Here is a 23268-nt window from a genome sequence, read left to right as displayed (position 1 = left end):
TGATGCATTATTCCTTTTATCTAAATTTAAGGAAGCTTCCGCAAAACCTTTTTTGTCGAACAACAACTGCCCCCACTAGTCTGACAAGAGCCGCCATTTCCACAACTGCAACCATGTTTTCCGCTAATGCTTTGCCAAACCATATATCCTGCGTATCCAATCGCCGCTATTCCTATGAGACTTACTAACAGAGTTTCCATGTCACGACCTCCTTAAAATTACTTCATTTTATCGGATAACTAAGTTGCTCTACGATTAACTTTAGGCCGTAGCTACTAGACTGCGAATTTCTCCGCCGCCACTGCTAAAAAGTTTATTCTTTGTAGACAAATCAACCAATACCGCTACTATATCCGGATCAAATTGAGTGCCCTGACAGCGCTGTGTTTCCGCTATCGCCTGACTAAGCGTGAATGCCGTACGGTAAGCCCGGGCGCTGGTCATCGCATCAAAAGCATCGGCAACAGCCACAATCCTCGCGCCTAACGAAATATCATGACCTCGTAAGCCATCAGGGTAACCTTTGCCATCAAAGCGTTCATGATGATGGCGGACAATATCGGCGACCGATTGGAACAGCTTGAGTTTACCCACAATGTTATCGCCGATTGCCGGGTGCTGACGGATGATAATGAACTCATCATCTGTCAGCTTTCCCTGTTTATTAAGGATTGCGTCAGGAATACCTATTTTTCCAATATCGTGCAAATGGGCCCCAATATGAATCCGCGTCTGCTCTGATGGCGATAATTCCATGGTATTAGCCAATAGCAGCGATAGCTTCGCCACACGTTCAGAATGTCCGCACATATATGAGTTTTTGGCATCAAGCGCGGTGGTCAGCGCATCCACCATTTCGTGCAGATCGTCAACTGTAATTTGATGCAACAATTTATCATGCCCTTTCTCAACTCAACATCATACCCACCTGATAAACAGCCAGGGTAATGATCCAGGCCAAAACGGTGGAATAGCAAAAACTGAAAGCCGTCCATTTCCATGAGTTGGTTTCACGCCGTAAGACGGCGAGCGCAGCCAGGCAGGGAGAATAAATGAGCGTAAATATCATCAGGCAATAGGCTACCAGTGGACTAAACGCCGGGTCTGCAGCTAGTGCCTCTTGCAGACTGGTTGAGTCATCCTCATCGACTTCGCCTACATTGTAGATAGTGCCAAGGGTGCTTACGAGAACTTCTTTGGCAGCCATCGCCGATACTAAGCTGACGCCAATTTTCCAATCAAACCCTAGCGGCTGAATAACTGGCTCAATTGTTTTCCCAATTTGTCCGGCATAACTTTTGGCCAGTTTCTCGCCAGCCTGCTCTTTATCGATTTTTTCAGTTTCGGATTGTTTCTCCTGTTCAAGTTCGTAATAATGCATAGCATATGGATACAACACAGACTTGGCCTGTTGGAGTTCGTCCAGCTTATCAGCTATCGCCGTAGCTGATAAGGCTTGATCCTCTTTATCCTTCGCATCATGAATTGCCGCAATCTCGCCTACAAGAGCACTCAATGCTTCAATATCTTCCGGGTTCTCGATATGTAGAGGAATTAAAACATTTTGCGTAACTTGAGCGCTAAAGCTTTCCTCGACTTGCGTTTTCTCCTGATCGTAGTCCTTACTATATTCAACATTTGTAGGGTAATTGGTAGCAAACCAGACCAGGATGGAAGCGGCTAGAATCAGCGTGCCCGCTTTCTTCAAATACAGTACACTTCGCTCCCACATATGCGTAAAAATGCTGCGTATTGTCGGCAAATGATAAGGGGGCATTTCCATCACAAAAGCCTCGGCCGCTCCGGGGAATAAGAATTTACGGAAGATTAGTGCCATAAATATAGCCAAAACAATGCCTACGACATAGACGGAAAATAGGACTGTGCCAGCAAATTGCGGAGAGAAGAAGGCAGCGGTAAGCAAGGTATAGACCGGCAATCGAGCGCTGCAGCTCATCAACGGAGCAACAAGGATAGTAACCATCCGGTCTCGGGGGTTCTCCAGGGTGCGAGTTCCCATAATGGCGGGAACACTGCAGCCAAAGCCCAAAAGAAGTGGTATAAAAGATTTGCCGTGCAAACCAACAGCACGCATTACGCGGTCTACGACAAAAGCAGCCCGAGCCATGTATCCGGTGTCTTCAAGCAATGCTATTCCTAAAAAGAGCAATAAAATGTTTGGTAGAAAAGAAATGACACTTCCCACGCCGCCGATAATACCGTCGACCACCAGTGATTTGAGAGCGCCATCCGCCAAATTCTGGCCAAGGAATGCCCCGCCCCATGTAATTCCCTGTTCCAACCACTCCTGCGGATAGGCCCCAACAGTGAAAACAATATTAAACAATAGCCACATAATGCCAAAGAATATTGGTAAACCAAGTACACGATGAGTCAAAACATTGTCAATCTTGTCCGATGTGGTCTTACCCAGATCATTATTAGCAGACGCGACTTGCCGGTAAACTTTGCCGACAAAACGATAACGGCTCTCAGCAATTACAAGTTCCGGCTCATCGTTAAAAACAACTTTTAGTTCGCCTCTGGCTTGTTCAACCAACGACAAGATCTTTGACCCGCCCACTACCAGTTTGATTGCACTGCTAACGTCTTGGTCATTTTCAAGCAGTTTGATTGCCAGCCACCTTAGCGGATACTTAACCTCGGTCAAGGCTTCGAGAGCCTCGGTCACCAGCTTAATTTTGGCCTCAATCTCCTGACCATAGTCCAAATTGAAAGGCTGGTGTTCATTTGCCGCTGCAGCGTCTGACACCATTTGAAGGAGATCGTCCGTGCCCTTGTTACGGTTGCCCACCATACGAACTACTGAAATACCCAGTTTATGGCCTAACAACTCATCATTGATTTTTAGGCCTCTCTCTTCCGCCACGTCAGTCATATTTAGAGCCAATACCACTGGCCGTTCAAGCTCCAGTAGTTGGACCGCCAAATACAAATTACGTTCCAGGTTGGATGCATCCAGAATATTCACTATGATATCCGGTTTTTCGTTGACAATCACGTTACGTGCTACCAACTCATCCAGCGAATGAGCTGTCAGACTATATGTTCCTGGCAGGTCTACCAGCAATAGCTCCTTGCCTTGGTAACGACGAAAACCCTCTCGTCGCTCCACGGTTACCCCCGGATAATTGCCCACATGCTGGCGCGCTCCGGTAATATTATTGAAAATAGTGGTCTTGCCGGAATTAGGATTGCCCGCCAAAGCCACTGTCAAATTTTTCGTCGACATCCGTAAGCCTCCTTCTATATCATCAGCATGCCTTCCAGCTTCACTGCGTCCGAACTTCAATTAGCGCTGCCTCCGACTTACGTAGAGAAAGATTGAAGTTTTTTACCTTAATCTCCATGGGGTCACCAAGCGGGGCCAACTTTTGTACTTGAATAAGAGTTTCGGCAACAATGCCCATATCTACAATCCGTCGTTTCACCGAACCGCTTCCATACACCTTTATCACCACGCCCGTTTCACCGGAACCTAACTGGTTGAGTGTTTTGACCATAATATCCTCCTGGCTTCAATCAATATTGGGAATCATTCTCACTTTAGTAGCAAAATAAAAAACCTTATAATTTAGGCTTAAATAAGACCTGTACACCTTGCCCGTCTAATGTGTCTTTCATAAGACGCAGGCATTGCTTCCCTTTAGAGCTAATGTAATACGTAGAGCAAAGTTGGATATCGAGCTTTTTTATTCCACGCCGTGCATAAGAAAAAGTCATATCCCGTAAACATTCCGCATGTTCTTCGTAAATGTCTCCCTCAATAAGTAAATCTACTTTTTCTTCATTTGAACGTATTTGCAAAGTCAAGTTTTTCCCTCCTGTCTGTTTGCCGTAACTAAATAAACTTACTATCTCTAAGTTTTTCTTCAACAAAGCGCCATGATCTTTTGGCAAAAATCAACGGTATTGATTGTGATTTAGCTGCAAGTTTAGCATTCTTTGCAGTACCATGATTTACGTAGTCAGTCAACACTAAAACAAAAGCAGTATTTTTTGGTAAATTCATTTTATTTTTGTCAAACGTCTTTCTGCCGGAAATATGTACCAATTCAGTAACCCCTATAGAATACAAATTCTTTTCAATACTGCCTAAATAATCACCTCCAACAACTACCACTGACATACAATTACCTTCCTTTCCTATTTCAACTAACTTTGGTCACTGATCGAATCGTGGGATCAAAAATAGAAATGCTGTTGCGCCCGTTGTTTTTAGAATGATAAAGCGCCTGATCGGCATAATTATATAAATTATCTCTGTTGAAACACGGCGTTTGCGACAATGTACAAATACCAATAGAAACTGTGATGGAAATTCGCTGTTCATCAGCCAACTCAAAATTATGGTTTGCAATCGCGGCTTTAATTCTCCGGGCGACAAGCACCGCCTCCTGAGAACCCGCTCCAGGCAAGAGAACAGTAAATTCTTCCCCCCCAATACGAGCAGCTAAATCGTTTTCTCGACTATGTTGTATGATAATCCTGGCAAGTTCCTGTAAAACCCGATCACCCGCCTCATGGCCAAATGTATCGTTTATTGCTTTAAATCGGTCAATATCAATCATAACCAATGAAATCGGCCGACAAGTGCATATCAGTGCCGCAAACTGTTGCTCCAACGTATCGAAAAAACACCGTCGATTGCCTATCGTTGTGAGTGGATCTGTCAATGCCATCACTTGCATTTGTTTGAAAGCTTCTTCCAGTTCAGTTGTTCTTTCATTTAGCCGGCCCTGGACTACCATTAGTTCCGCATTTGTTTTGGCCAAAGCTTGATTTTGTTTCCCGATATGCTGGCGAGATTGTTCTAAGTTTTCTACAACCTGCTTTAATTCCTGTTCTCGTAGCTCTATCTGTCGTGCCATCCAATTCATATCACGCATAAGGAGAGTTATAGCATCCTCATCGTCCCTATCCCGGGATTCGTTAGGCAATGATACTCTCGCCCGGTAATCCCCCTGCTTTACCATAAAGCAAAAACATCTTATTTTTTCTAAAGGCTTACCCAGCAACCATTCAATTATCAGACCCGGTGTCGCGAGGGCTAACAACAAGGCACTCACCAATGATACAGCTTCTATTTGATTAAACCATCTATCACTTGCCAATCCGGTACCATTGGCTAACCCGAAAACAACTCCTTGTGGGATGAGCATCATCACCAGAACTAGCAACCGAAGCTTACAATGCAGATAGCCCACCCCCTTAACTCAGCATACCTCCAACAGAAGATTCTACTACTTATCTGTTTTATATCTATCATGCCTGTTATAAATTAACGCGTATACCTTTTTTACTCACGCGGGCATATTTACCAATGAATTTCGCTGACAAATACTTTTCATAACAGTATACCTAGCCGTATCATATCTACGAAATAAGCAAATCGCCTCATGAGGTCTATGATAGACTTTCCAATACCTGCAAAATAAGCATCCGGCTCCCCCATTTTGTATAAAGCCGTCAACATCTTCTTTGGCTATGCCAAGAAATAATCCAATTTCATGCGGGAATGTATGTTTAAATCGTTCCCTAAGAATCTGCAAAATTTGCTGTAGCGATACGCCAGCCGGATACCCCATACCGCATAAAAAATCTTTATTTTCAGCACGTAGCACAACTTCTGATATTAAAACGGGATTATAGAATAAGACTAATACAGATCTTTCGGTTTTTTTCATTTCAAAATATTGCAACCGCAGTATCGCACAGCACTTGTCCTTGAACGTTTCCCACATTTGATAAAGATTACGTGAATCTTTGCTGAAAGTCATTAGTGAAGAAGGTTTTATTCCTGCAAGTATTGGTGCGGCTTCTAATTCAATCTTGGCCATAAGATATTCGCCGTCACTAAAAGTATTTAATGTAGCAATAAATTTTTTTAATAAAACGTTTTTCAAAATTTCACCCCAAACGCCCCTCTATTTTTAAAGCTATTAAATTGATATCGAGAATCATTCTCAATTTAATAGTATTACGTTCCTGATTCTTTGTCAATCTTTTTTTATCCCGACGCAAAATATTTTCTCGCTATACGATATTTTTCTTGCGATTGTTTTACCTTTACCAAAAGCTCGGCCGCTTGGGGATCTAAAGAAAGCAGGAAGAATATTCTCCTGCTTCACCAAACGAAGCACAAGAACTATCCCCCTGCTTTAGGTCTTATAAACTCAACTTAGTTTTAATACGGTCAATCGCTTCCTGGGTACTTTCTTGACTACCGAAGGCGGTAAGCCGGAAGTAACCCTCGCCAGCCGGGCCAAAACCAGCTCCCGGGGTGCCGACAATGTTAGCTTCATTCAGAAGCTTATCAAAAAATGACCATGAATCGTAGCCTGGCGGCGTTTTGAGCCAAATGTAGGGTGCATTAACACCACCAAAAACATCTAACCCGATACTTTTTAATCCTTCCCGGATGGTTTTGGCATTATCCATATAGTAGTTAATAAGCGCTTTAATCTGCTGCTGGCCTTCTGGCGTATATACAGCCTCCGCTCCCCGTTGGATAATGTACGGCACGCCATTAAACTTAGTGGTCTGGCGGCGATTCCATAGCTTATTCAGAGGATATTGACCACCATCTTTAGTGGCTGCCAAAACAGTCTTAGGTACGACAGTAAAAGCACAACGCGTGCCGGTAAAACCAGCATTTTTGGAGAAGGTTCTAAACTCAATAGCCACCTCTTTTGCGCCTTCAATTTCATAAATACTATGGGGAATGCCTGGTTCCTGGATGTAGGCTTCATAAGCGGCATCATAGAGAATAATAGCCCCATTGGCTTTAGCATAATCCACCCATTTTTTTAGTTCTTCCTTAGGCAGCGTCGTGCCTGTGGGATTATTGGGGAAGCAAAGATAAATGATATCTACCTTCTCCTCCGGTAACGCTGGGGTAAAATTGTTTTCGGCATTACAAGTCAAGTAGGTCACACCGGCGAATTTACCATTGACCAAGTCGCCAGTGCGTCCAGCCATAACATTAGTATCCAGGTAAACCGGATATACCGGATCAGTAATAGCTACTCGGTTGTTCACACCAAAGATTTCCTGAATATTACCGACATCACTTTTGGAACCATCACTAACAAATAGCTCATCCACATCCAGGCTCACACCCAGTGATTGATAGTCAGTAGCAATGATTTTCTCAATAAGGAACTGATAGCCTTGCTCAGGGCCATAGCCGCGGAAGGTCTTAACATCAGCCATTTCATCAACGGCCATGTGCAGCCCCTTAATTACAGCCTCAGGCAGCGGTCGGGTAACATCGCCAATTCCGAGTCTGATAACATCGGCACTGGGATTATCTTCCTTGAATTTGGTTATACGCCGTGCTATTTCAGCAAATAAATAGCTTCCTTGCAATTTAAGATAATTCTCGTTAATCAGGGCCATTGCTGAAAACTCCTCTCCTATTTGAATAAATTGGTAGTTTTTAAATTGTTCCCCAAAATAACGGGGTCAATGCAATCATTAATGATTGATATTTGGTATTATATTCTGCTACATGTACATTTTTCCTTCATGTCCTTACAAAAAATAGTTGCTGCCGCTTGTGGCAACAACTATCACAAATTATCGTACAATCGTCAAACCAATCGTCAGCAGCAGCATAAACAACATAGCGGCATAATCAGGGCGGCTGAGCGCTACATCGGCAGTAAACTGCCGTCGTCCTTTGCGGCCAAACCCCCGCAGTTCCAGGCTCATGGCCATAGTTTCCGACCGGGAAATGGCCCGCAAAACCAATGGCTCAACAATGGCTATATAATCCATGAGCCGTTTTACCGGATTACCGCGAAAAACATAACCGCGACAAGCCTGCGCTTCGCGCACAGCCTTACTCTCTTCAAGGAAATCAGGCACAAACCGTAATGCTGAAGTAAACATAAAAGCATATTCATAAGGTATCCGGCACTGACTAACCAGCGCAGCTGTCAAGTCCTGCAACCGGGTGGTAGCTAACATAAAGACAAATACTAGCGACATCGCAAGCATCTTAAAGCCGGACATCAATGAAAACTCCAGGCTACTGCCAAACACATATTGAATAGCTACCAACAGGCCGGCAAATAGTGCCAATCCACTAACCGCCTGCCAATGCTTACCTAAGGGGCGATAAAGTCCCAGTAGCAGCAGTTGACCAACAACCAATGCAATTTGGCCTGTTAGCGTAGGAATGAGTAACGCCCATACCGATACGACAGCTGTAAAAATGAGTTTGGTGAGCGGCGCAAGTTTAGGCATAGCCTTCACCCCTCTCTTTAATTGTTGACATAACCAGCTTGACTAACTCAGCCGCATTTTGTGCATTTACACCAGCCAACTGCTGACCAAGCGCAACAGCTGTTGGCGGCAGTAAACCCCAGGCAGCGATATCGCGACTGCCAGAAAACAACTCTGATGGCGTACCATCAAATACTTTTAGCCCCCGATCAAGCACAGCAGCCCTAGTTGCATATTTAGCAATAAGTTCCATGTCATGGGTAACCAGAATTATGGTAATACCTTGCTGATTTAGGCTGTTTAACAGCTCCATCAAGTTATGTCCGTCCCAAGGGTCCTGCCCGCTGGTAGGCTCATCCAGAATGAGCATTTTGGGCTGCATGGCAATGGCTGACGCAATAGCTACTTTTTGCTTTTGTCCCCGGCTGAGCAAACGCGGAAAACTGTCGGCCAGTTCTGTCAGACCGGTCATTCTAAGCGCCCATGCCACCGACTGGCTCAGTGCCTCAGGAGCAAATCCAAGCTGTTGCGGACCGTAAGCTACTTCCTTGGCAACAGTATCATGGAAAATCTGCCTATCAGGGTTTTGAAAAACATAACCAATACTGCGGGCCATATCAGCAGGTGTCATGGCTGCCGTGTTTTGCCCCTGAAAGGTAATTTTTCCACTGGCCGGCTTTATCAATGACATCGCCAAACGGGTAAGTGTTGTCTTCCCACTGCCGTTGCGCCCAACTAATGCTACAAATTCACCGACATTGACGGCAAAGTCCACTTCATTCAGCGTTTGTTCGGAATTTTTATAGGTAAAAACTAATTTTTGTATATCTAAAAGTGTTTCAGGCACTTTTGGCCACTCCTTCTGCGCACGTTCGCATCAGTTTGTTCAGTTCTGCGGCTGCTTCGTCTTCACTTTTCCAAGCAGTTAAGGTTAGTCCTGTCTGTTCTTCCATGGTCAATTTAATGACCCATAGTGGCGGTACGCCCAACTTAAGCGCCGGTTGCTCCCACATAAATGCTAGCGTCTGTTCCAGGTTACCTGCGAATTGCAGATGACCTGCCTGCAAAACAACAACCTGGCTGGCATACGGTAATACGCGCGCCAGTTGATGTTCCACAACAACCACTGTTTTCCCCTGGCAATTAAGCTTATACAGCAGCTCATAAATCCCGGCTGCCCCTTCCGGGTCAAGCGCCGAAGCCGGTTCATCAAGAACCAATATCTCTGGAGCGGTAACAAGCACAGCGGCAATCGCCAACCGCTGCTTCTGGCCGCCTGACAACCCGGCCACCTCACGATCCTCTAACCCAGCCAGCCCCACCAGTGCCAGCGCCTGATTAACCCGTTCGGCAATCTCACTCCGGCCAAAGCCGGAAGTCTCCAGACCAAATGCTACTTCTTCTGCTACCGTTAATGCCACCAGCTGACTTTCGTAATCAGCCAATACAGTACCTACTTGCTTAGCCAGTTCGCCCATACTGCTTTGGGCGGAGATAACGCCACCAACCTGCACAGAGCCTCCCTGCCGCCCCCCAAAATAATGGGGAACCACACCGGCTATCGCCAGCGCCAAACTAGTTTTGCCTGCCCCGCTAGGGCCAGTAATAACGGTAAATGAACCTTCAGGAATCGCCATGGTAATATCATCAAGAACCACATCACTGTTCGGATAAGCGTAAGAAAAATGTTCAAAATTCACAGCCATCATAACTTCCTCCTCTATTTTCCCATAACAAATGAAATGCCGGAATTGCCGAGAAGTCGTCAGCTGCTAAGCTTCTCCAAGGACTGGAACGCAAGCGTACCGGGCGTACGCTGGAGTGAAGCCCGGAAGAGATGCAACGCAGATGGCGGCTTATCGACAATTCTAAAGTATTCGCGCAAAAAATAGTAAAACCCCATCCCTTAAATCATACATAGTTAATTGTATGACTTAAGGGACGGGGTATCATTAACCCGCGGTGCCACCCTAATTGGCCTGATAAATCGGCCCGGCTTACTAGGTACGAGAACAAAAAGATCTGATACCTGCTTCCTGGTAACGGCGGAAGAATCCCGACAGCGCCTACCCCGGCTATGCCGGCTCAGACTGTATCTCCCAGGCCCATTCGACATGCTGAGCAGCGCCAAACTCCCACTACCGTTGGCTCTCTGTGGCTCTCTAACATATGTACTCTTTCTGGTCATCGACAATATCATTATATATTTATAGCAAAGTATAGCAAACCCTCATGCTGTCTGTCAATTACTTTTTAATATATATGGCTATTCGGTGCGAATGGTAATACCATCCACATCCTCATTGTTATCAGAGAAAATCACCTTGCCATTGACTTTTTTTCCTTTAAGAACAGCCGGTAACCAGTAGCAGTCATCTGCCCACATCTCAGCATAAGGTATCTCAGCAACATCAAACCACACTGGCTTCATTTCTTGCATTTCCTGTGGCTCACCCTGCCACTTATACAGCAGATACAAATGCACATCATGATTAAGCTCCGGATTGGCAGGGAAAATAAATAGCAACTCACCCGCTGGCCTGAGATCAGCCTCCTCAGCAACAATACCGCACTCTTCGGCCAACTCACGCACCGCGCAGCCCAGCGGCGTCTCACCAGCTTCCAGCTTACCGCCAAAACCATTGTATTTACCCCGGCCAAACCCCGTCTTTTTCATTCCAAGTAAGATTTGCCGGGCTGGATTACCTTGAATGGGAAAGCACAATGTTGTTGAACGCATAGTAGTCCCCCCTTTTAGTATATAGCCCTATCCTTAGTGATGAACGTACCTCTTTCGTTCAGGACAGTTGAAATACCTTCAGCTTTTTCGTAACCGTAGAAATAGCCAATGGCAGCAGCGGCCCCTGTTCACCATCCAGGTCGCTATCTACAGGTTCATCACATTCAATATACAGCTCTTTGGCCTGTAAATTCCGGATATGCTTGCTTAATATATGCCGCCCGGAAAACAAACTGATAAACAAACCCATAAGCTCTGGAATACTACATTTATTAATAATCAATAAGTCCAGTTTACCATCATCAATTCTGGCCTCTGGAGCCAACGAAGGAAAGCTGCCCACTATGCCACTATTCATCACCAGAAACAGTAGAATATCGCCGTCAAATACCTGACCATCTGCCGTTATTTTGACATGCAGTGACCTGAAGTTAGGCAATTGTCCTAAGCCCTTAAAATAATATGCCAGCCGCCCTACAGTATTTTTAAGAGAAGCATCCACACTATGGGCCACCGAAGTAAGCAGTCCGGCACTGGCAACATTTAGAAAATACTCCTCATTTACTTTGCCCACATCAACCATTCGCCACCGCCCGCCGGTGACTGCACTAAGACACCTGGACAAATTCTTATCAAAGCTTACATGACTGGAAAAATCATTACAAGTTCCACTGGGAATAATGCCAACAGGTATATCAACATCTTCTATCAACATCGCATTAATTACCTGATGCACTGTGCCATCACCACCAGACACAATCAAGCCGTCAGCGCCAATCTCTTTGATTTGCCTGATAAATGGCCGGATATCCTCCTGATATCTGGTGCGAAAAGGCAACACTATCCCGTCAGACACTTGTAAGTATTCCACAACTTCATCCAGTCTAGACTTAAACTTGGCATCACCTGCTACTGGATTATATATTAATATGTATTTTTTCATATATAGCCTCTCCAGTGTTATGTAAAATCTACCCTCTGCCCATCAGCCGGCACCTGCACCGGTGCCAAATCTTCTTTTCCCTTGCCTCCATTCGAAACTATTCGTATTTTCTATCAAAATTATAACACAATGCCTGCTATCCTGGACAGCCACGGTGTAGATATTCTTAACAAAACAGTTTATCCTCCATAGAAAAACTTATTATGCCTCCTCTATACTAACCCGGCTGCCACGACCAGCCGGTTCTGCCGGCTCGACCAGCAGACGGCGCGGCATTCGCTGCTTTAATTCAGCTACATGGCTAATAATACCAATGGTTAAGCTCTCAATGTGCAGCTTTTCCAGTGATACCATAGCAACATCCAGCGCCTGTTGATCAAGCGAACCAAACCCTTCATCTAAAAAGAAAAATTCCAATGGATACTTACCTTTAAGCTGAATCTGGGCAGACAGAGCCAACGCCAGCGCCAGAGAAGCCTGGAAGGTTTCTCCGCCTGACAGTGTGCTAACCGGACGCTTTACCCCACCATTAGTATCATCGCGAATAAGAAAACCGCCGTCCGAACTCATTTCCAGCGCATATCGATTTTGCGTAATCTCTTTTAATCGTTCAGATGCCTGCCAAGCCACAAGTCCCATCTGCTCCTGTGCCAGGAACTCAATAAATACATTACCCCGCAGCAGCGTTTTGAGTGCCTGCAAGCCGTCTTTGCGTACCTTAATTGCCAACCGCCTAGTCTCAAGCTGTGACCATCGTTGATATTTCTCTGTGAGATCACGGTACTCCTTATCTGCCTCCACCCGGCGCTCAATAGCTGTACTTTTGTTCGTTTCAGCCTGGGTTAGCTCCTGTTTGCGCTGCTCCCACTCAACCGAAGTTACACTCCGCCCCCTAAGCGTTTCTGCCAGTTGTTCGCACTGGGCGCTTAGCCGCTGCTCAGTCTCTGCATACCCCTTAAGCAATTGGCGATATTCCTCCTGACGTTCTAACGGCAACAGGGCGGCCTTAACAGCTTCGCTATCGGCAAACCCCTCTTCGCTAAGCTTGGCCATTAGACGCACTTGCAACTTCTCTCGCCGCAGGACGGCTTCTTGCCAACTAGTTTCCGCACTGGCACGCGCCTGCTCGGCTTCAGCAAGCCCCTCAGCCGCTTGCTCATAGGCAGCTTGCGCCTCCTGCTCCTCGCGGCGCACAGTTTCGAGGGCCTGATCTGTACGGGCTCGCAGTTGGCTTGCTGGTATTTGCCCTGTAACCACAAAAAGCTCTTGCCGCTTGGCTGCTACCAGATCAGTAAGACTATCTAACCTGGCAGTCAATGTCGCCAATTCCGCTTCACCTGTTTGAATAGTTTGCTGAATACAGGTAATTTCAGCCTGACAAGCTACCTGTTCCTGACGGTAGTCTGTCAGTTGCCTGGCCAAACTTTCAGCCAGTTGATCTTGCTTGCTAATATATTGGTGCAGCTCAACTACCTGTGTAAGGGCGGTCTCATTAGACAAAAAAGCAACAATACTTTGAGCCTGAAGTGCCGCAATAAGCTGGCCATCGGCGTCGGCAACTGCCGCCTGCGCCTCAACATACTCTTCTCTGATTTTATCCAGTTCAGCCAGGGCACTGGCTGCCTGCTGGGTAAGTGCAACGGCTGCCGTACGGGCCTCATTAAGGCTTTGCCGCTCAACAACAGCTTTTTTACTCGCCTCAGACAAAGTTAAGGTTAGTTTAGCAATGTGCTCTTTGGTAGCCGCAATCTCCTGCTCAAATTTAACCTGGTCACGCGTCCCCCCGCCATATTGTCCACCACCTGCCGGTTGAGGGTGACTTACTGAACCACATACCGGGCAAGGACTGCCTGCGGTTAGCTCACCGGCTAACCGGATAGCAGCAGCCTGCTTTTCACCAGCAAATAATTGGTCAAGCTGAGCCACCGCAGCAGTTAACTGTTCTTCTGTCAGTTTGCCTTCCGCTGTTTCCCGCTCACTAAGCCTTATTTCAGCTTGACGTAATTGCTCTTCTGCCTTGCAGGCAGCACTCTGGGTAACGTCATACTGTTGTTTGCGTACAGCGCCCTCCTTTTTTATCTTATCAGCTGCTAACCTATTTTGCTTTACTATCTGTGCCAGCGCCATACAGGCTTGCACCTGACTCCGCTGTATGGTGCTGATTGTGGCTGACAGTAACTGCTGCTCCAGCTTTTGAATGCTATCTGTTAATTTATGGCTATAGGAGCCCTTTTCAGCGGCTGCTTGGCTGGCGGCTTGACAGGCCTGCTGGCACACCTGCTGTTGTTTTGCTAATCCAGCTGTCTCCATAGCTAACTTATTTACTTCAGCTTCAAGGTTAACCGCTGCTTCTAATTTTGTACGCCGTTCAATCAGTTCCGGTTCTTTTCTTAACCTGGATTGCTGCGCCGCTATATAGCTGGCACTTAGCCGCTTGCAATCTTCAGACAGCTCATTAACCCGCCCCAGCACTTGCCTTTTGGTTTTATCAGCTGCCCGCTCAGCCATTTGACTGGCTAAAAACTCCTCCAGTACCGGGGCGGTCCGCGCTGCCCTTTCAGCAGCGGCCAGCACTGCTGCCTGCTGCTTCACCGCATCTTCGCGCTGGCGGTGAGCGGCCTTCTCAGTCTCTTTTTTCTTCAATTCGCTTTGCAGGTTATGGACTTCATTAGCTTCCTTATAGCCTTGTTCCGCCGCCTGGTACTGTTTTAAGGCGGCTGTTTCCTCTTGCTTAGTAACTGTCAACACCGCCTGGGCAGTGGCGACAGCTGCCGGAGATGCATCCCCCAGGCCCTTTTGTTCGCTTTCTATTTCAATATGGCTTATTTCCACCATTCTATATTGCTCATTGACCTTATTTAGCAGTACATTTCCATATTGTTCCAGCGAAAATAACCGCTGCAGCATCTCACGCCGTTCCTTGCCACCTAAATTAAGAAATTCGGCGAACTTGCCCTGCGGCAGCACCACAGCCTTGGTAAAATCTTCTTCACGCAATCCAAGCAAGGTTGTAACCTGGTCTGTAACCTCACGGTCCCTGTCGGCAAGAACCTCTTCCTGCTCATTCATTATTGCCACCAGACGGCTGTAGGTGTTGGACACTGCAACCTGATCTTTACGGGTATATCGGCGTTCGACCCGATAAAGGCGCCGCTCGCCGCCCTGCCCTAAGGCAAAGGTAAAGGCTACTTTAACCTGCTTTTCTGCGTGATTTAATATACCCTGCGTCCGCCGTCCGGCTCTAACTACACTTCCATATAGCGCCAAAGTCATGGCATCAAGTATCGACGATTTGCCACTGCCTGTCGGTCCAAAAATTCCAAATACACCAAGCTCACATAGCTGTTCGAAAGGAATCTCCTGCTCCTCGCGGAAGCTGTGGAGACCAGCAATTTTGAGAGTTATCGGTTTCATGCTTGCCCCTCCTCAGCTAACTCCGGCTCAGCCGTCTGTTCCTCCTGTATAAGACTCTGGCTTATGTCCAGAAATAGCTCCACAAGGTTATCATCAGGCAAAAGCCCGCCATTTTGCTGCTTATAAAACCGGATAAACAATTCATTGAGCGGCAGGCTGTTAAGCCGGACTGGTTTTTTGTCAGATTCTCCTTCAGGGGAATTAAATACCGGCCTGATAGTAACAAAGCCGGAATGCAAGGCCCTAAGCTCGTGAATCTCCTCCAACGTCAAGGCCTTGTTCATCTCCAATTCAACTTCAATCCAGGCATCTTTATCCCGCCCGGCTGCTACCCATTCCCGTACCTGAGCCAGACCACCGGTTGCCCGCCATCTAGATAGTGGCTTGCCTGAAGTCACATGCACCTCGCGAATAGCTGCCAGCTTACCAGGCTTAATATCAGCAAGAGTTACTGACTTAGCATATCCAATCTCGGAAAAACTGTAAGCTAGTGGCGAACCGGCATAACGGCAAGGAGCTACTGTAGAGCCTACATATTGTGGTCGATGGAGATGACCAAGTGCAATATACTGGGCATCAGCCGGAAATACCAATGGGTCAACAGCATAAGCCCCCCCGATTTGAATCTGTTGTTCCGAATCAGACTCAAGCCCACCGCGCACATATAGATGACTTACAACCAAATTCACAGTATCTGACCGATACTTAGTATTTAGTTGGCTAAACAAGCCCGCCAACCGGTCATTATATCCTTGACGTAACTCTTTATCCTCCAGCGACTGCGATAAAACCTCTTTGAGCCGTCCCTCTGACGGATATGCCAGAGCCGCAATAATAGCCGTATGATCAACTCCCGGCACAGCCAATTCCAACCAAGCCGGTCCGCCATTCACCCGTTGCACCCTTCCAGCCACGGGACTAGTGGGACCAAGCCCGTCTTTAGGGAGACCAGCTAACGTAATACCTAATCGGCCAGCCAGCGGCGACACAGCACATAATCTGTCAGGATTATCATGGTTGCCAGCCACAATAACTACACCACGTTTGCCATTATTGGCTAACTTGTCCACAGCATAGTAAAAAAGCTCCTCCGCTGCAGCACTGGGATTAGAGCTTTGAAATACATCACCAGCCACCAACACCAAGTCAACTTGTTCCTCTGTACAAATAGTGCACAGTTCTTCCACAAAAGCCACTTGTTCCGGCATTCTGTCTCGCCCTTCAATAGACTTGCCAAAATGCCAGTCGGCTGTATGTAAAATTCGCATGGTATTGCTACTCCTTTTATGTATCATATGTATACTAAAACGCTTAACTCGTTGCAGATCAACACAGTATGTCGCCTGCAGCCTTTTGCTAATGCGAACTATATAGAAATTCACCTAAAAAGAAATTTCGCCTCAGTCAGGACAAAGTCCTGCAAATTAAGAAAGCCAGACCAGTTCATAGTAAATTTGCAAAATAATTCAATAATTGCAGGATTTTCACACTATTTGTTGAATTATTGCCACAATATCTAAATATACTCCCAAAGGAGCACGTTATGAGCGATAAAATAATCTTCTTGGTTGAAGACAATCCTGACGATGAGGCCTTAACGCTTCGCGCTTTTAAAAAGAATAATATTATGAATCAGGTTGTTATTGCCCATGATGGTGTTGAAGCAATCAATTATTTGCTAGGTCCGGACTCTGCTAATAACCTTATTCCGCAAATCATCCTGCTTGACCTAAACTTACCCAAAATGGACGGTTTAGAGGTACTTAAACGCCTGCGTTCTGATGAACGTACCAAATTACTGCCAATAATCATCTTGACTTCCTCACGTGAAGAACAAGATTTATTAAATAGCTATGATTTAGGCGCTAACAGCTATATTCGCAAACCCGTGGACTTTAATCAATTTATTGCTGCAGTACAACAGTTGGGCCTGTATTGGCTGGTACTGAACGAAATCCCGCCAGTTAGGAGGTAGCTAATGGCAGAACTCTTGCATGTTCTGGTTATCGAGGATTCGGAAGATGATGTACTGCTGTTAAAACGAGCTCTCCGCCTGGGAGGTCATGTACCTTATATCCGGCGGGTAGACCAACCTTCCTCAATGATAGACGCCTTGGCCGAAGAAAAGTGGGATATTATTATCGCCGATTACTCGTTACCAGATTTTAGTGGATTAGCGGCACTAGAACTCCTAAAAAAAAGCGGTCAGGACATTCCCTTTATTATCGTATCAGGTGCCATTGGGGAAGACGTAGCAGTAGCCGCCATGAAGGCCGGTGCTCATGATTACATTCTTAAGGGCAACCTAACTCGTCTGGTGCCTGCTATCAACCGTGAACTACAGGAAACCATTGTACGCCGAGAACGGCGTATAATGGAAGAGCGCCTTACCTATTTAAGCATCCACGACCCGTTAACCGGTCTTTATAATCGAGCACATTTTTCATCAGAACTAGAACGCCTGCAACAGCCCCAATTTGCACCAGTTGGTATCATCGTTGGTGACTTAAATGGACTTAAATTGATCAATGATACCTGGGGGCATCAAAGTGGTGACAGCTTGCTGCAAGCAGCGGCTAGCATTATAAAAAAATTTTGTCCCAATAACGCAACTGTTACCCGCATCGGAGGCGATGAATTTGTCCTGCTGCTACCATGTACGACCCTTGCTACACTCGAAAATTTGTGCCACACGCTGACCCGCGCGATAGATACCTATAATCAAACCAATCCCCTGAAAGAGGGTATCGTTCTCAGTATGTCGTTAGGATTCGCTTTAGCAGAAGGCTGCCACCTTGATTTACCGGAAGTCTTTAAGGTTGCAGATAATAATATGTACCGGGAAAAATTGAACCAGAGTCAGAGCAACCGGAGCGCTATTGTACAAACGGCGATGAAGCTGCTGGAAGCCAGGGACTTTATCACCGAAGGTCATGGTGACCGCCTACAACTCTTAGTCGCCCATCTAGGGATAGCACTTAAACTACCTGAAAACAGGGTGACAGACCTCAAACTACTAGCTCAATTTCATGACATTGGCAAAGTTGGTATTCCCGATAAGATATTATTTAAGCCAGGTACACTTACTCCCGAAGAATTTAATGAAATGCAGCGTCATTCTGAGATTGGCTTCCGTATTGCCCAATCGTCACCTGACTTAAACCTAATTGCTGATTATATCCTCAAACATCATGAGTGGTGGGATGGCAGCGGTTATCCGATGGGCTTGAGCGGTGAAAACATTCCTTTAGAATGCCGGATCTTATCCATTGCTGATGCCTATGATGCTATGACCAGTGACCGCCCTTACCGCAAGGCACTAAGCCAGAAACAAGCTATTGATGAACTTCGCCGCTTTGCTGGCATTCAGTTTGATCCAAAATTAGTAGAAAAGTTCATCACGTCGGTAGAGGAAAATAGATAAAAACCACGGTTAATCCGTGGTTTTTATCCATTTTCTTATTACCAAGCAACAATTACTGAGCCCTTAAAATGTTCATTGACAAAGTTCTTGACTTCTTCCGACTGATAGGCTTTTATAAACTTAGCTATCATCGGATTATCTTTATCTTTGGCCTTAGCAGCAATAATATTAGCATAAGGAGAATTGCCATCCTCAATCGCCAGAGAGTCCTTATTCGGCACCAAACCAGCAGTAATAGCATAGTTGGTATTAATGGCTGCCAAATCTACGTCTTCCAATGAACGCGGGACTTGCGCAGCATCCAATTCTTTAACCTTAAAGTTCTTAGGATTTTCAGTGATATCAGCCGCTGTTGCTTTAAGTCCTACACCAGGCTTAAGCTTGAGCAGACCTTGCCTCTCTAGGAGCAACAAAGCGCGGCCGCCATTAGTAGGGTCATTAGGAATGGCGATAGTAGCCCCAGGATTAAGCTCATTGAGTGATTTCACTTTTTTCGAGTATATCGCCATAGGGAAAATTACCGTCTTGGTAACAAATACAATGTCATATTGGCGGTCTTTAACCATATTGTCAAGATAGGGCTGATGCTGAAAACTGTTAGCATCAATATCGCCCTGACTTAATGCTACATTGGGTTGGACATAGTCATTAAATTCAACTATCTCAATTTTAAGACCATCTTTCTCGGCCACTTTTTTTACCACATCCATAATCTCAGCATGTGGACCGGCGGTAACACCGACCTTAAGAGGCTTATCTGAGGCTGCCGGAGCAGCTGCCTGTTTACCGCAGCCTGCCAATACCACAACAGTAACTGCTAGAATTAAGAATACTGTCAGTAGCTTTGCGTATCTTTTCATTTCTTTTCTCTCCCTATCTTTTATATTGTCTTTGCTTTAAGCTTTTCTAGCCGATCGGCAGCCGCCTTTAATGTCTCAAATTTCTTGCAGAAGCAAAAACGTATCAGTTGTTTGCCAGCTGTACTTTCTGATCGAAAAAAGCTGGAGCCTGGCACAACAGCTACCCCAATTTCACTAGCCATATATCTAGCAAAGGCAACATCATCTACCCAGCCAAACGGAGTAATATCTGCCATAATATAATACGCGCCTTGTGGTCTCATGCAAGTAAAACCAGCCTTTTCCAGGGCAGTAAGCAGATAGTCACGACGCTCGCTATAAAAGCCTGCCAATTCCTCATAGTATTCGAACCCAAAATTAAATGCTTCAGCAGCGGCTACTTGCAGCGGTGCTGCTGCCCCAACAGTAAGAAAATCATGTACCTTGCGAATAGAAGCAGTAATCTCAGCCGCGGCCTGCACATATCCAATCCGCCAGCCGGTAACACTAAAGGTTTTTGAAACGCTGTTTACCGCGATTGTCCGCTCAGCCATCCCTGGCAGAGTCCATAAGGGAATATGTTTAGTATTGTCATAAAGAATATGTTCATAAATTTCATCATTAATTGCCAGTACATCATGTTTAATACACAACTGGGCAATTAGTTCCAGTTCCTCACGATTAAAAACCTTGCCTGTTGGATTATTGGGTGTATTAATAATGATCGCCCTGGTTTTATCCGAAAATGCAGCGCTTAATTCCTCACGGCTAAAATTGAACGTCGGCGGCTGTAAGCTAACATACTTAGGAACTGCACCACAGAGAATAACATCTGCCCCATAATTCTCGTAAAAAGGTTCAAATATGATAACCTCATCGCCCGGATTAATAGTCGCCAGCAATGTAGCAATCATGCCTTCTGTCGCGCCACAACAAACTGTGAGCTGACGTTCGGGATCAATGACTACTCCATAGTCGCGCTTTACCTTGGTAGCAATGGCATCACGCAAGCCTTTCGTACCCCAGGTTATCGCATATTGATTGTGATCCTCCATGACTGCTCTGACAGCAGCCTGCTTGATAGCTTCCGGCGCTGGAAAATCCGGATATCCCTGTGCCAAATTTATCGCGTTGTGAGCGGCTGCAATCCGGCTCATCTCCCGAATAACCGATTCCGTAAATTGTCTGGCTTTAGCTGACGCATAACCGTCCTTACGAATATCCTGGATACTGTTTTTCATTAGTATATTGCCTCCTTTTTACAGGCGGTTAGCGTATTGGCAATAGCACAAGTCAAACGCTAGTGGTGGAGCGTTGTATTACGCCGCCCACCTGTGCCTGCAAGTTTATCTTGGATACGAGTCAATACTCCCGCCTCTATAGGCGTCGTTCATTCAGGTAGCATAGACTCTCCACCTGAATCTCCAATGTTTCAGCTATGCTGAAACGAGTTCACTTCCTGCCAAAATAAATTTATCTTTTATTAAGCTTGTGCGCAAAATAATCGCCACTTGACTGCACGATCTGCACCATGGCAATGAGAATGACTACAGTAGCCAACATAACATCAGCGCGGAAGCGTTGATAGCCATAACGGATGGCCAAGTCGCCCAATCCACCGCCACCGATGGCACCTGCCATGGCAGAGTAACCGATAAGACTAATTACTGTCAGCGTGATTCCAAGCACAATGGAAGGCATAGATTCTGGAATAAGTACCTTTAAAATAATCTGGCTAGGTGATGCTCCCATTGACTGTGCAGCCTCAATTAAACCAGCATCCACTTCCTTAATTGCCGACTCAACAACCCGGGCGAGGAATGGAATAGCAGCAATAGTAAGCGGTACAATGGCGGCATTTGTGCCGATAGATGTACCCACAATAATCCGGGTAAAGGGAATTATAGCTACCATCAAAATGATAAAGGGGGTTGACCTAGCAGCATTCACAATGGCTCCCAACGTTTGATTAAATAAAAGATTTTCCTTGATATGACCTTTGCCGGTTATCACTAGGATAACCCCTAAGGGAATCCCCAAAAGTGCTGAAACCAGCGATGAAACAGCTACCATATAAAAAGTTTCTCCTAGTCCCTCAACCAGCAGCATGAGCATGTCTTGCGACATAACCAATCACCTCTGTTCTTAAATCTAGATTCTGCAAGTAAATTAGTGCATTCTGGATATCTTCGTCCTTACCAGACAGCTCAATCAAGAGCGTACCATAAGGAGTGTCCTGCAGATGATCAATATTTCCTGATATAATATTTACATCTACAGCAAACCGACGAATAAGTCCAGCTATAACTGGTTCATTGGTTGCGTCACCGAAGAAAGATAACCTCATAACAAGATTTCCACCAGCTACTGGGGCATCTGACAATAAGGCTGCTAATGTATCTGGAACTTTGTTATTTACTACTGCTTTAATGAAATCCTGCGCAGTTGCTGATTGCGGATTAGTAAATACATCAAATACTTTACCGGTTTCAACCAACTGTCCACCTTCAATAACAGCAACTCTGTCACAAATCGCCTTAATAACATGCATCTCATGAGTTATTAAAACAATAGTCAGGCCCAACTTTATATTTATATCTTTCAAAAGCGCCAAAATGGATTCTGTGGTCTGCGGATCAAGCGCCGAAGTTGCCTCATCACATAAGAGAACTTTAGGCTGACTGGCTAAAGCCCTGGCAATACCCACTCGCTGTTTCTGTCCACCACTAAGTTGGGCCGGATAAACATCTTTCTTATCTGTCAGCCCAACCAATTCTAATAAGGGTAATGCTTTTTTCTCTCGTTCAGTACGGCTGATACCAGCTATCTCAAGCGGAAAAGCAACATTTCCCAGTACAGTGCGAGACGAAAGCAAATTAAAGTGCTGAAAAATCATGCCCATGCTTTTACGAGCGTCTCGTAACTCGACTTCAGATAAACTAGTCATATCTTGACCATCAACCAATACCCGGCCAGCAGTAGGACGTTCCAACAGATTAATACAGCGAATTAGCGTGCTTTTCCCTGCACCGCTCTTACCAATAATACCAAAAATTTCACCCTGTTCAATTTCAAGAGATACATTGTCAAGTGCCTTTACAATACCTGTTCCCCCATGATATATCTTCTGTAATTCAGTTAACATAATCATTTTTGTATGGGTTCCTCCTTTACTTTCAGACAATAAAAAAACCTCTTCACAGAAGAAGAGGCATAATTAACTAACTATGCTATTCTTCATCTGCCAGTCCCTTGCGGGCTTCTGCAGGAATTGGCACCGTTTCGCATATGCAATGCATATCCGATGGTTGCCGCGGCTTCATAGGGCCAGTCCCTCAGCCAACTCTTGATGAAAAATACTATATTCAATTCATGGACTATATTAGCATAGTAGCACAGGGCCTAAATGCTGTCAAGCAAAAAAATGTAAGTTATTATGCTTACAGCACTCCCTCTGCTTGTTTGTTACTAAGGCCATCCCCTTCGACGTACTTCTATTACGACTATGGCGACCTCACTCCACCTGGCATCCACTCTGAACAGTCCAAGCTTTTCAGCAAAACAAAAAACACCTACAACAATTAGTAGGTGTTTTATCAACCAGCAACTTCCTGATCTCCCAGGCCGTTTCCAACCAAGTACCTTCGGCGTTTGT

22 protein-coding genes and 1 riboswitch are annotated in these 23268 nt (G+C 45.6%); of the genes, 2 read left to right on the top strand and 20 right to left on the bottom strand.

The window, feature by feature from the left end:
- Nucleotides 1-26: 26 nt before the first annotated feature.
- From SALPA_RS12795 to SALPA_RS12720, 16 genes are all read right to left on the bottom strand, one after another.
- Nucleotides 27-200 (bottom strand): FeoB-associated Cys-rich membrane protein, encoded by a 174-nt coding sequence (locus SALPA_RS12795; protein WP_145094488.1) that lies wholly within the window; start codon nucleotides 198-200, stop codon nucleotides 27-29.
- 61 nt (nucleotides 201-261) lie between these two features.
- Entirely contained in the window at nucleotides 262-891 is a 630-nt protein-coding gene (locus tag SALPA_RS12790; protein ID WP_145094485.1) for an HD-GYP domain-containing protein, read from the bottom strand.
- Nucleotides 892-907: 16 nt separating this feature from the next.
- Nucleotides 908-3253 (bottom strand): ferrous iron transport protein B, encoded by a 2346-nt coding sequence (gene feoB / locus SALPA_RS12785; RefSeq protein WP_145094482.1) that lies wholly within the window; start codon nucleotides 3251-3253, stop codon nucleotides 908-910.
- Between the two features lie 40 nt (nucleotides 3254-3293).
- Entirely contained in the window at nucleotides 3294-3524 is a 231-nt protein-coding gene (locus tag SALPA_RS12780) for a ferrous iron transport protein A (RefSeq protein ID WP_145094479.1), read from the bottom strand.
- 64 nt (nucleotides 3525-3588) lie between these two features.
- Nucleotides 3589-3834, bottom strand: coding sequence for a hypothetical protein (locus tag SALPA_RS12775; protein ID WP_145094476.1), 246 nt, complete (start codon nucleotides 3832-3834; stop codon nucleotides 3589-3591).
- 28 nt (nucleotides 3835-3862) lie between these two features.
- Nucleotides 3863-4150 carry a DUF2325 domain-containing protein gene (locus SALPA_RS12770; RefSeq protein ID WP_145094473.1) on the bottom strand — a complete coding sequence of 96 codons (288 nt, stop codon included), beginning with the start codon at nucleotides 4148-4150 and terminating at the stop codon, nucleotides 3863-3865.
- Between the two features lie 22 nt (nucleotides 4151-4172).
- On the bottom strand, nucleotides 4173-5186 hold the full coding sequence (locus tag SALPA_RS12765; RefSeq protein ID WP_255451417.1) for a GGDEF domain-containing protein: 1014 nt from the start codon (nucleotides 5184-5186) through the stop codon (nucleotides 4173-4175).
- Between the two features lie 138 nt (nucleotides 5187-5324).
- The gene (locus SALPA_RS12760; RefSeq protein ID WP_145094470.1) at nucleotides 5325-5927 is read right to left on the bottom strand and encodes a DUF3793 family protein; all 603 of its coding nucleotides are present in this window, start codon (nucleotides 5925-5927) and stop codon (nucleotides 5325-5327) included.
- A 262-nt stretch (nucleotides 5928-6189) separates the two neighbouring features.
- Entirely contained in the window at nucleotides 6190-7422 is a 1233-nt protein-coding gene (locus SALPA_RS12755; protein WP_145094467.1) for an LL-diaminopimelate aminotransferase, read from the bottom strand.
- 180 nt (nucleotides 7423-7602) lie between these two features.
- Nucleotides 7603-8274, bottom strand: a complete 672-nt coding sequence (locus SALPA_RS12750) for an energy-coupling factor transporter transmembrane protein EcfT (RefSeq protein ID WP_145094464.1) — start codon at nucleotides 8272-8274, stop codon at nucleotides 7603-7605.
- On the bottom strand, nucleotides 8267-9100 hold the full coding sequence (locus SALPA_RS12745) for an energy-coupling factor ABC transporter ATP-binding protein (RefSeq protein WP_255451191.1): 834 nt from the start codon (nucleotides 9098-9100) through the stop codon (nucleotides 8267-8269). Before SALPA_RS12745 ends, SALPA_RS12750 begins: the two co-directional genes overlap by 8 nt.
- Nucleotides 9093-9962: an energy-coupling factor ABC transporter ATP-binding protein gene (locus SALPA_RS12740; RefSeq protein ID WP_145094461.1), complete on the bottom strand. Its 870-nt coding sequence runs from the start codon at nucleotides 9960-9962 to the stop codon at nucleotides 9093-9095. Before SALPA_RS12740 ends, SALPA_RS12745 begins: the two co-directional genes overlap by 8 nt.
- 557 nt (nucleotides 9963-10519) lie before the next feature.
- A complete protein-coding gene (locus SALPA_RS12735; protein WP_145094458.1) occupies nucleotides 10520-10993 on the bottom strand; it encodes an 8-oxo-dGTP diphosphatase in 474 nt (157 codons plus the stop codon).
- Nucleotides 10994-11051: 58 nt separating this feature from the next.
- Nucleotides 11052-11936: a diacylglycerol kinase family protein gene (locus tag SALPA_RS12730; protein WP_145094455.1), complete on the bottom strand. Its 885-nt coding sequence runs from the start codon at nucleotides 11934-11936 to the stop codon at nucleotides 11052-11054.
- A gap of 201 nt (nucleotides 11937-12137) precedes the next feature.
- Nucleotides 12138-15350: an AAA family ATPase gene (locus SALPA_RS12725; RefSeq protein WP_145094452.1), complete on the bottom strand. Its 3213-nt coding sequence runs from the start codon at nucleotides 15348-15350 to the stop codon at nucleotides 12138-12140.
- On the bottom strand, nucleotides 15347-16618 hold the full coding sequence (locus SALPA_RS12720) for an exonuclease SbcCD subunit D (RefSeq protein WP_145094449.1): 1272 nt from the start codon (nucleotides 16616-16618) through the stop codon (nucleotides 15347-15349). The genes SALPA_RS12725 and SALPA_RS12720 overlap by 4 nt, the downstream gene beginning before the upstream one ends.
- Nucleotides 16619-16893: 275 nt before the next feature.
- Between SALPA_RS12720 and SALPA_RS12715 the strand changes: the two genes are divergently transcribed.
- On the top strand, nucleotides 16894-17325 hold the full coding sequence (locus tag SALPA_RS12715) for a response regulator (RefSeq protein ID WP_145094446.1): 432 nt from the start codon (nucleotides 16894-16896) through the stop codon (nucleotides 17323-17325).
- A gap of 3 nt (nucleotides 17326-17328) precedes the next feature.
- On the top strand, nucleotides 17329-18774 hold the full coding sequence (locus SALPA_RS12710; protein ID WP_222427978.1) for an HD domain-containing phosphohydrolase: 1446 nt from the start codon (nucleotides 17329-17331) through the stop codon (nucleotides 18772-18774).
- A 38-nt stretch (nucleotides 18775-18812) separates the two neighbouring features.
- Here the strand turns inward: SALPA_RS12710 and SALPA_RS12705 are convergent, their stop codons facing one another.
- The 4 genes from SALPA_RS12705 to SALPA_RS12690 all read right to left on the bottom strand — a co-directional run bounded on the left by SALPA_RS12705 (nucleotide 18813) and on the right by SALPA_RS12690 (nucleotide 22764).
- A complete protein-coding gene (locus tag SALPA_RS12705; RefSeq protein ID WP_145094443.1) occupies nucleotides 18813-19634 on the bottom strand; it encodes a MetQ/NlpA family ABC transporter substrate-binding protein in 822 nt (273 codons plus the stop codon).
- Between the two features lie 20 nt (nucleotides 19635-19654).
- Nucleotides 19655-20854 (bottom strand): pyridoxal phosphate-dependent aminotransferase, encoded by a 1200-nt coding sequence (locus SALPA_RS12700; RefSeq protein ID WP_145094441.1) that lies wholly within the window; start codon nucleotides 20852-20854, stop codon nucleotides 19655-19657.
- 232 nt (nucleotides 20855-21086) lie between these two features.
- On the bottom strand, nucleotides 21087-21740 hold the full coding sequence (locus SALPA_RS12695) for a methionine ABC transporter permease (RefSeq protein WP_145094438.1): 654 nt from the start codon (nucleotides 21738-21740) through the stop codon (nucleotides 21087-21089).
- A complete protein-coding gene (locus SALPA_RS12690; RefSeq protein ID WP_145094435.1) occupies nucleotides 21709-22764 on the bottom strand; it encodes a methionine ABC transporter ATP-binding protein in 1056 nt (351 codons plus the stop codon). Before SALPA_RS12690 ends, SALPA_RS12695 begins: the two co-directional genes overlap by 32 nt.
- Nucleotides 22765-22847: 83 nt before the next feature.
- Nucleotides 22848-22969: riboswitch (SAM riboswitch) on the bottom strand.
- Nucleotides 22970-23268 lie beyond the last annotated feature (299 nt).

This window comes from Sporomusa sp. KB1 (assembly GCF_007830295.1).
Classification (GTDB): domain Bacteria; phylum Bacillota; class Negativicutes; order Sporomusales; family Sporomusaceae; genus Sporomusa.
Note: the sequence above shows the minus strand (reverse complement) of the source record. Positions and strands in the feature narration are given on the sequence as shown.

Bases quoted from the DNA above. Each gene is read 5' to 3' on its own strand.
- SALPA_RS12795 (WP_145094488.1), bottom strand. From the start codon at position 200: ATGGAAACTCTGTTAGTAAGTCTCATAGGAATAGCGGCGATTGGATAC.
- SALPA_RS12725 (WP_145094452.1), bottom strand. From the start codon at position 15,350: ATGAAACCGATAACTCTCAAAATTGCTGGTCTCCACAGCTTCCGCGAG.
- SALPA_RS12755 (WP_145094467.1), bottom strand. From the start codon at position 7,422: ATGGCCCTGATTAACGAGAATTATCTTAAATTGCAAGGAAGCTATTTA.
- SALPA_RS12735 (WP_145094458.1), bottom strand. From the start codon at position 10,993: ATGCGTTCAACAACATTGTGCTTTCCCATTCAAGGTAATCCAGCCCGG.
- SALPA_RS12710 (WP_222427978.1), top strand. From the start codon at position 17,329: ATGGCAGAACTCTTGCATGTTCTGGTTATCGAGGATTCGGAAGATGAT.
- SALPA_RS12715 (WP_145094446.1), top strand. From the start codon at position 16,894: ATGAGCGATAAAATAATCTTCTTGGTTGAAGACAATCCTGACGATGAG.
- SALPA_RS12765 (WP_255451417.1), bottom strand. From the start codon at position 5,186: ATGATGCTCATCCCACAAGGAGTTGTTTTCGGGTTAGCCAATGGTACC.
- SALPA_RS12730 (WP_145094455.1), bottom strand. From the start codon at position 11,936: ATGAAAAAATACATATTAATATATAATCCAGTAGCAGGTGATGCCAAG.
- SALPA_RS12705 (WP_145094443.1), bottom strand. From the start codon at position 19,634: ATGAAAAGATACGCAAAGCTACTGACAGTATTCTTAATTCTAGCAGTT.
- SALPA_RS12750 (WP_145094464.1), bottom strand. From the start codon at position 8,274: ATGCCTAAACTTGCGCCGCTCACCAAACTCATTTTTACAGCTGTCGTA.
- SALPA_RS12740 (WP_145094461.1), bottom strand. From the start codon at position 9,962: ATGATGGCTGTGAATTTTGAACATTTTTCTTACGCTTATCCGAACAGT.
- SALPA_RS12770 (WP_145094473.1), bottom strand. From the start codon at position 4,150: ATGTCAGTGGTAGTTGTTGGAGGTGATTATTTAGGCAGTATTGAAAAG.
- SALPA_RS12695 (WP_145094438.1), bottom strand. From the start codon at position 21,740: ATGTCGCAAGACATGCTCATGCTGCTGGTTGAGGGACTAGGAGAAACT.
- feoB (WP_145094482.1), bottom strand. From the start codon at position 3,253: ATGTCGACGAAAAATTTGACAGTGGCTTTGGCGGGCAATCCTAATTCC.
- SALPA_RS12700 (WP_145094441.1), bottom strand. From the start codon at position 20,854: ATGAAAAACAGTATCCAGGATATTCGTAAGGACGGTTATGCGTCAGCT.
- SALPA_RS12780 (WP_145094479.1), bottom strand. From the start codon at position 3,524: ATGGTCAAAACACTCAACCAGTTAGGTTCCGGTGAAACGGGCGTGGTG.
- SALPA_RS12720 (WP_145094449.1), bottom strand. From the start codon at position 16,618: ATGCGAATTTTACATACAGCCGACTGGCATTTTGGCAAGTCTATTGAA.
- SALPA_RS12690 (WP_145094435.1), bottom strand. From the start codon at position 22,764: ATGATTATGTTAACTGAATTACAGAAGATATATCATGGGGGAACAGGT.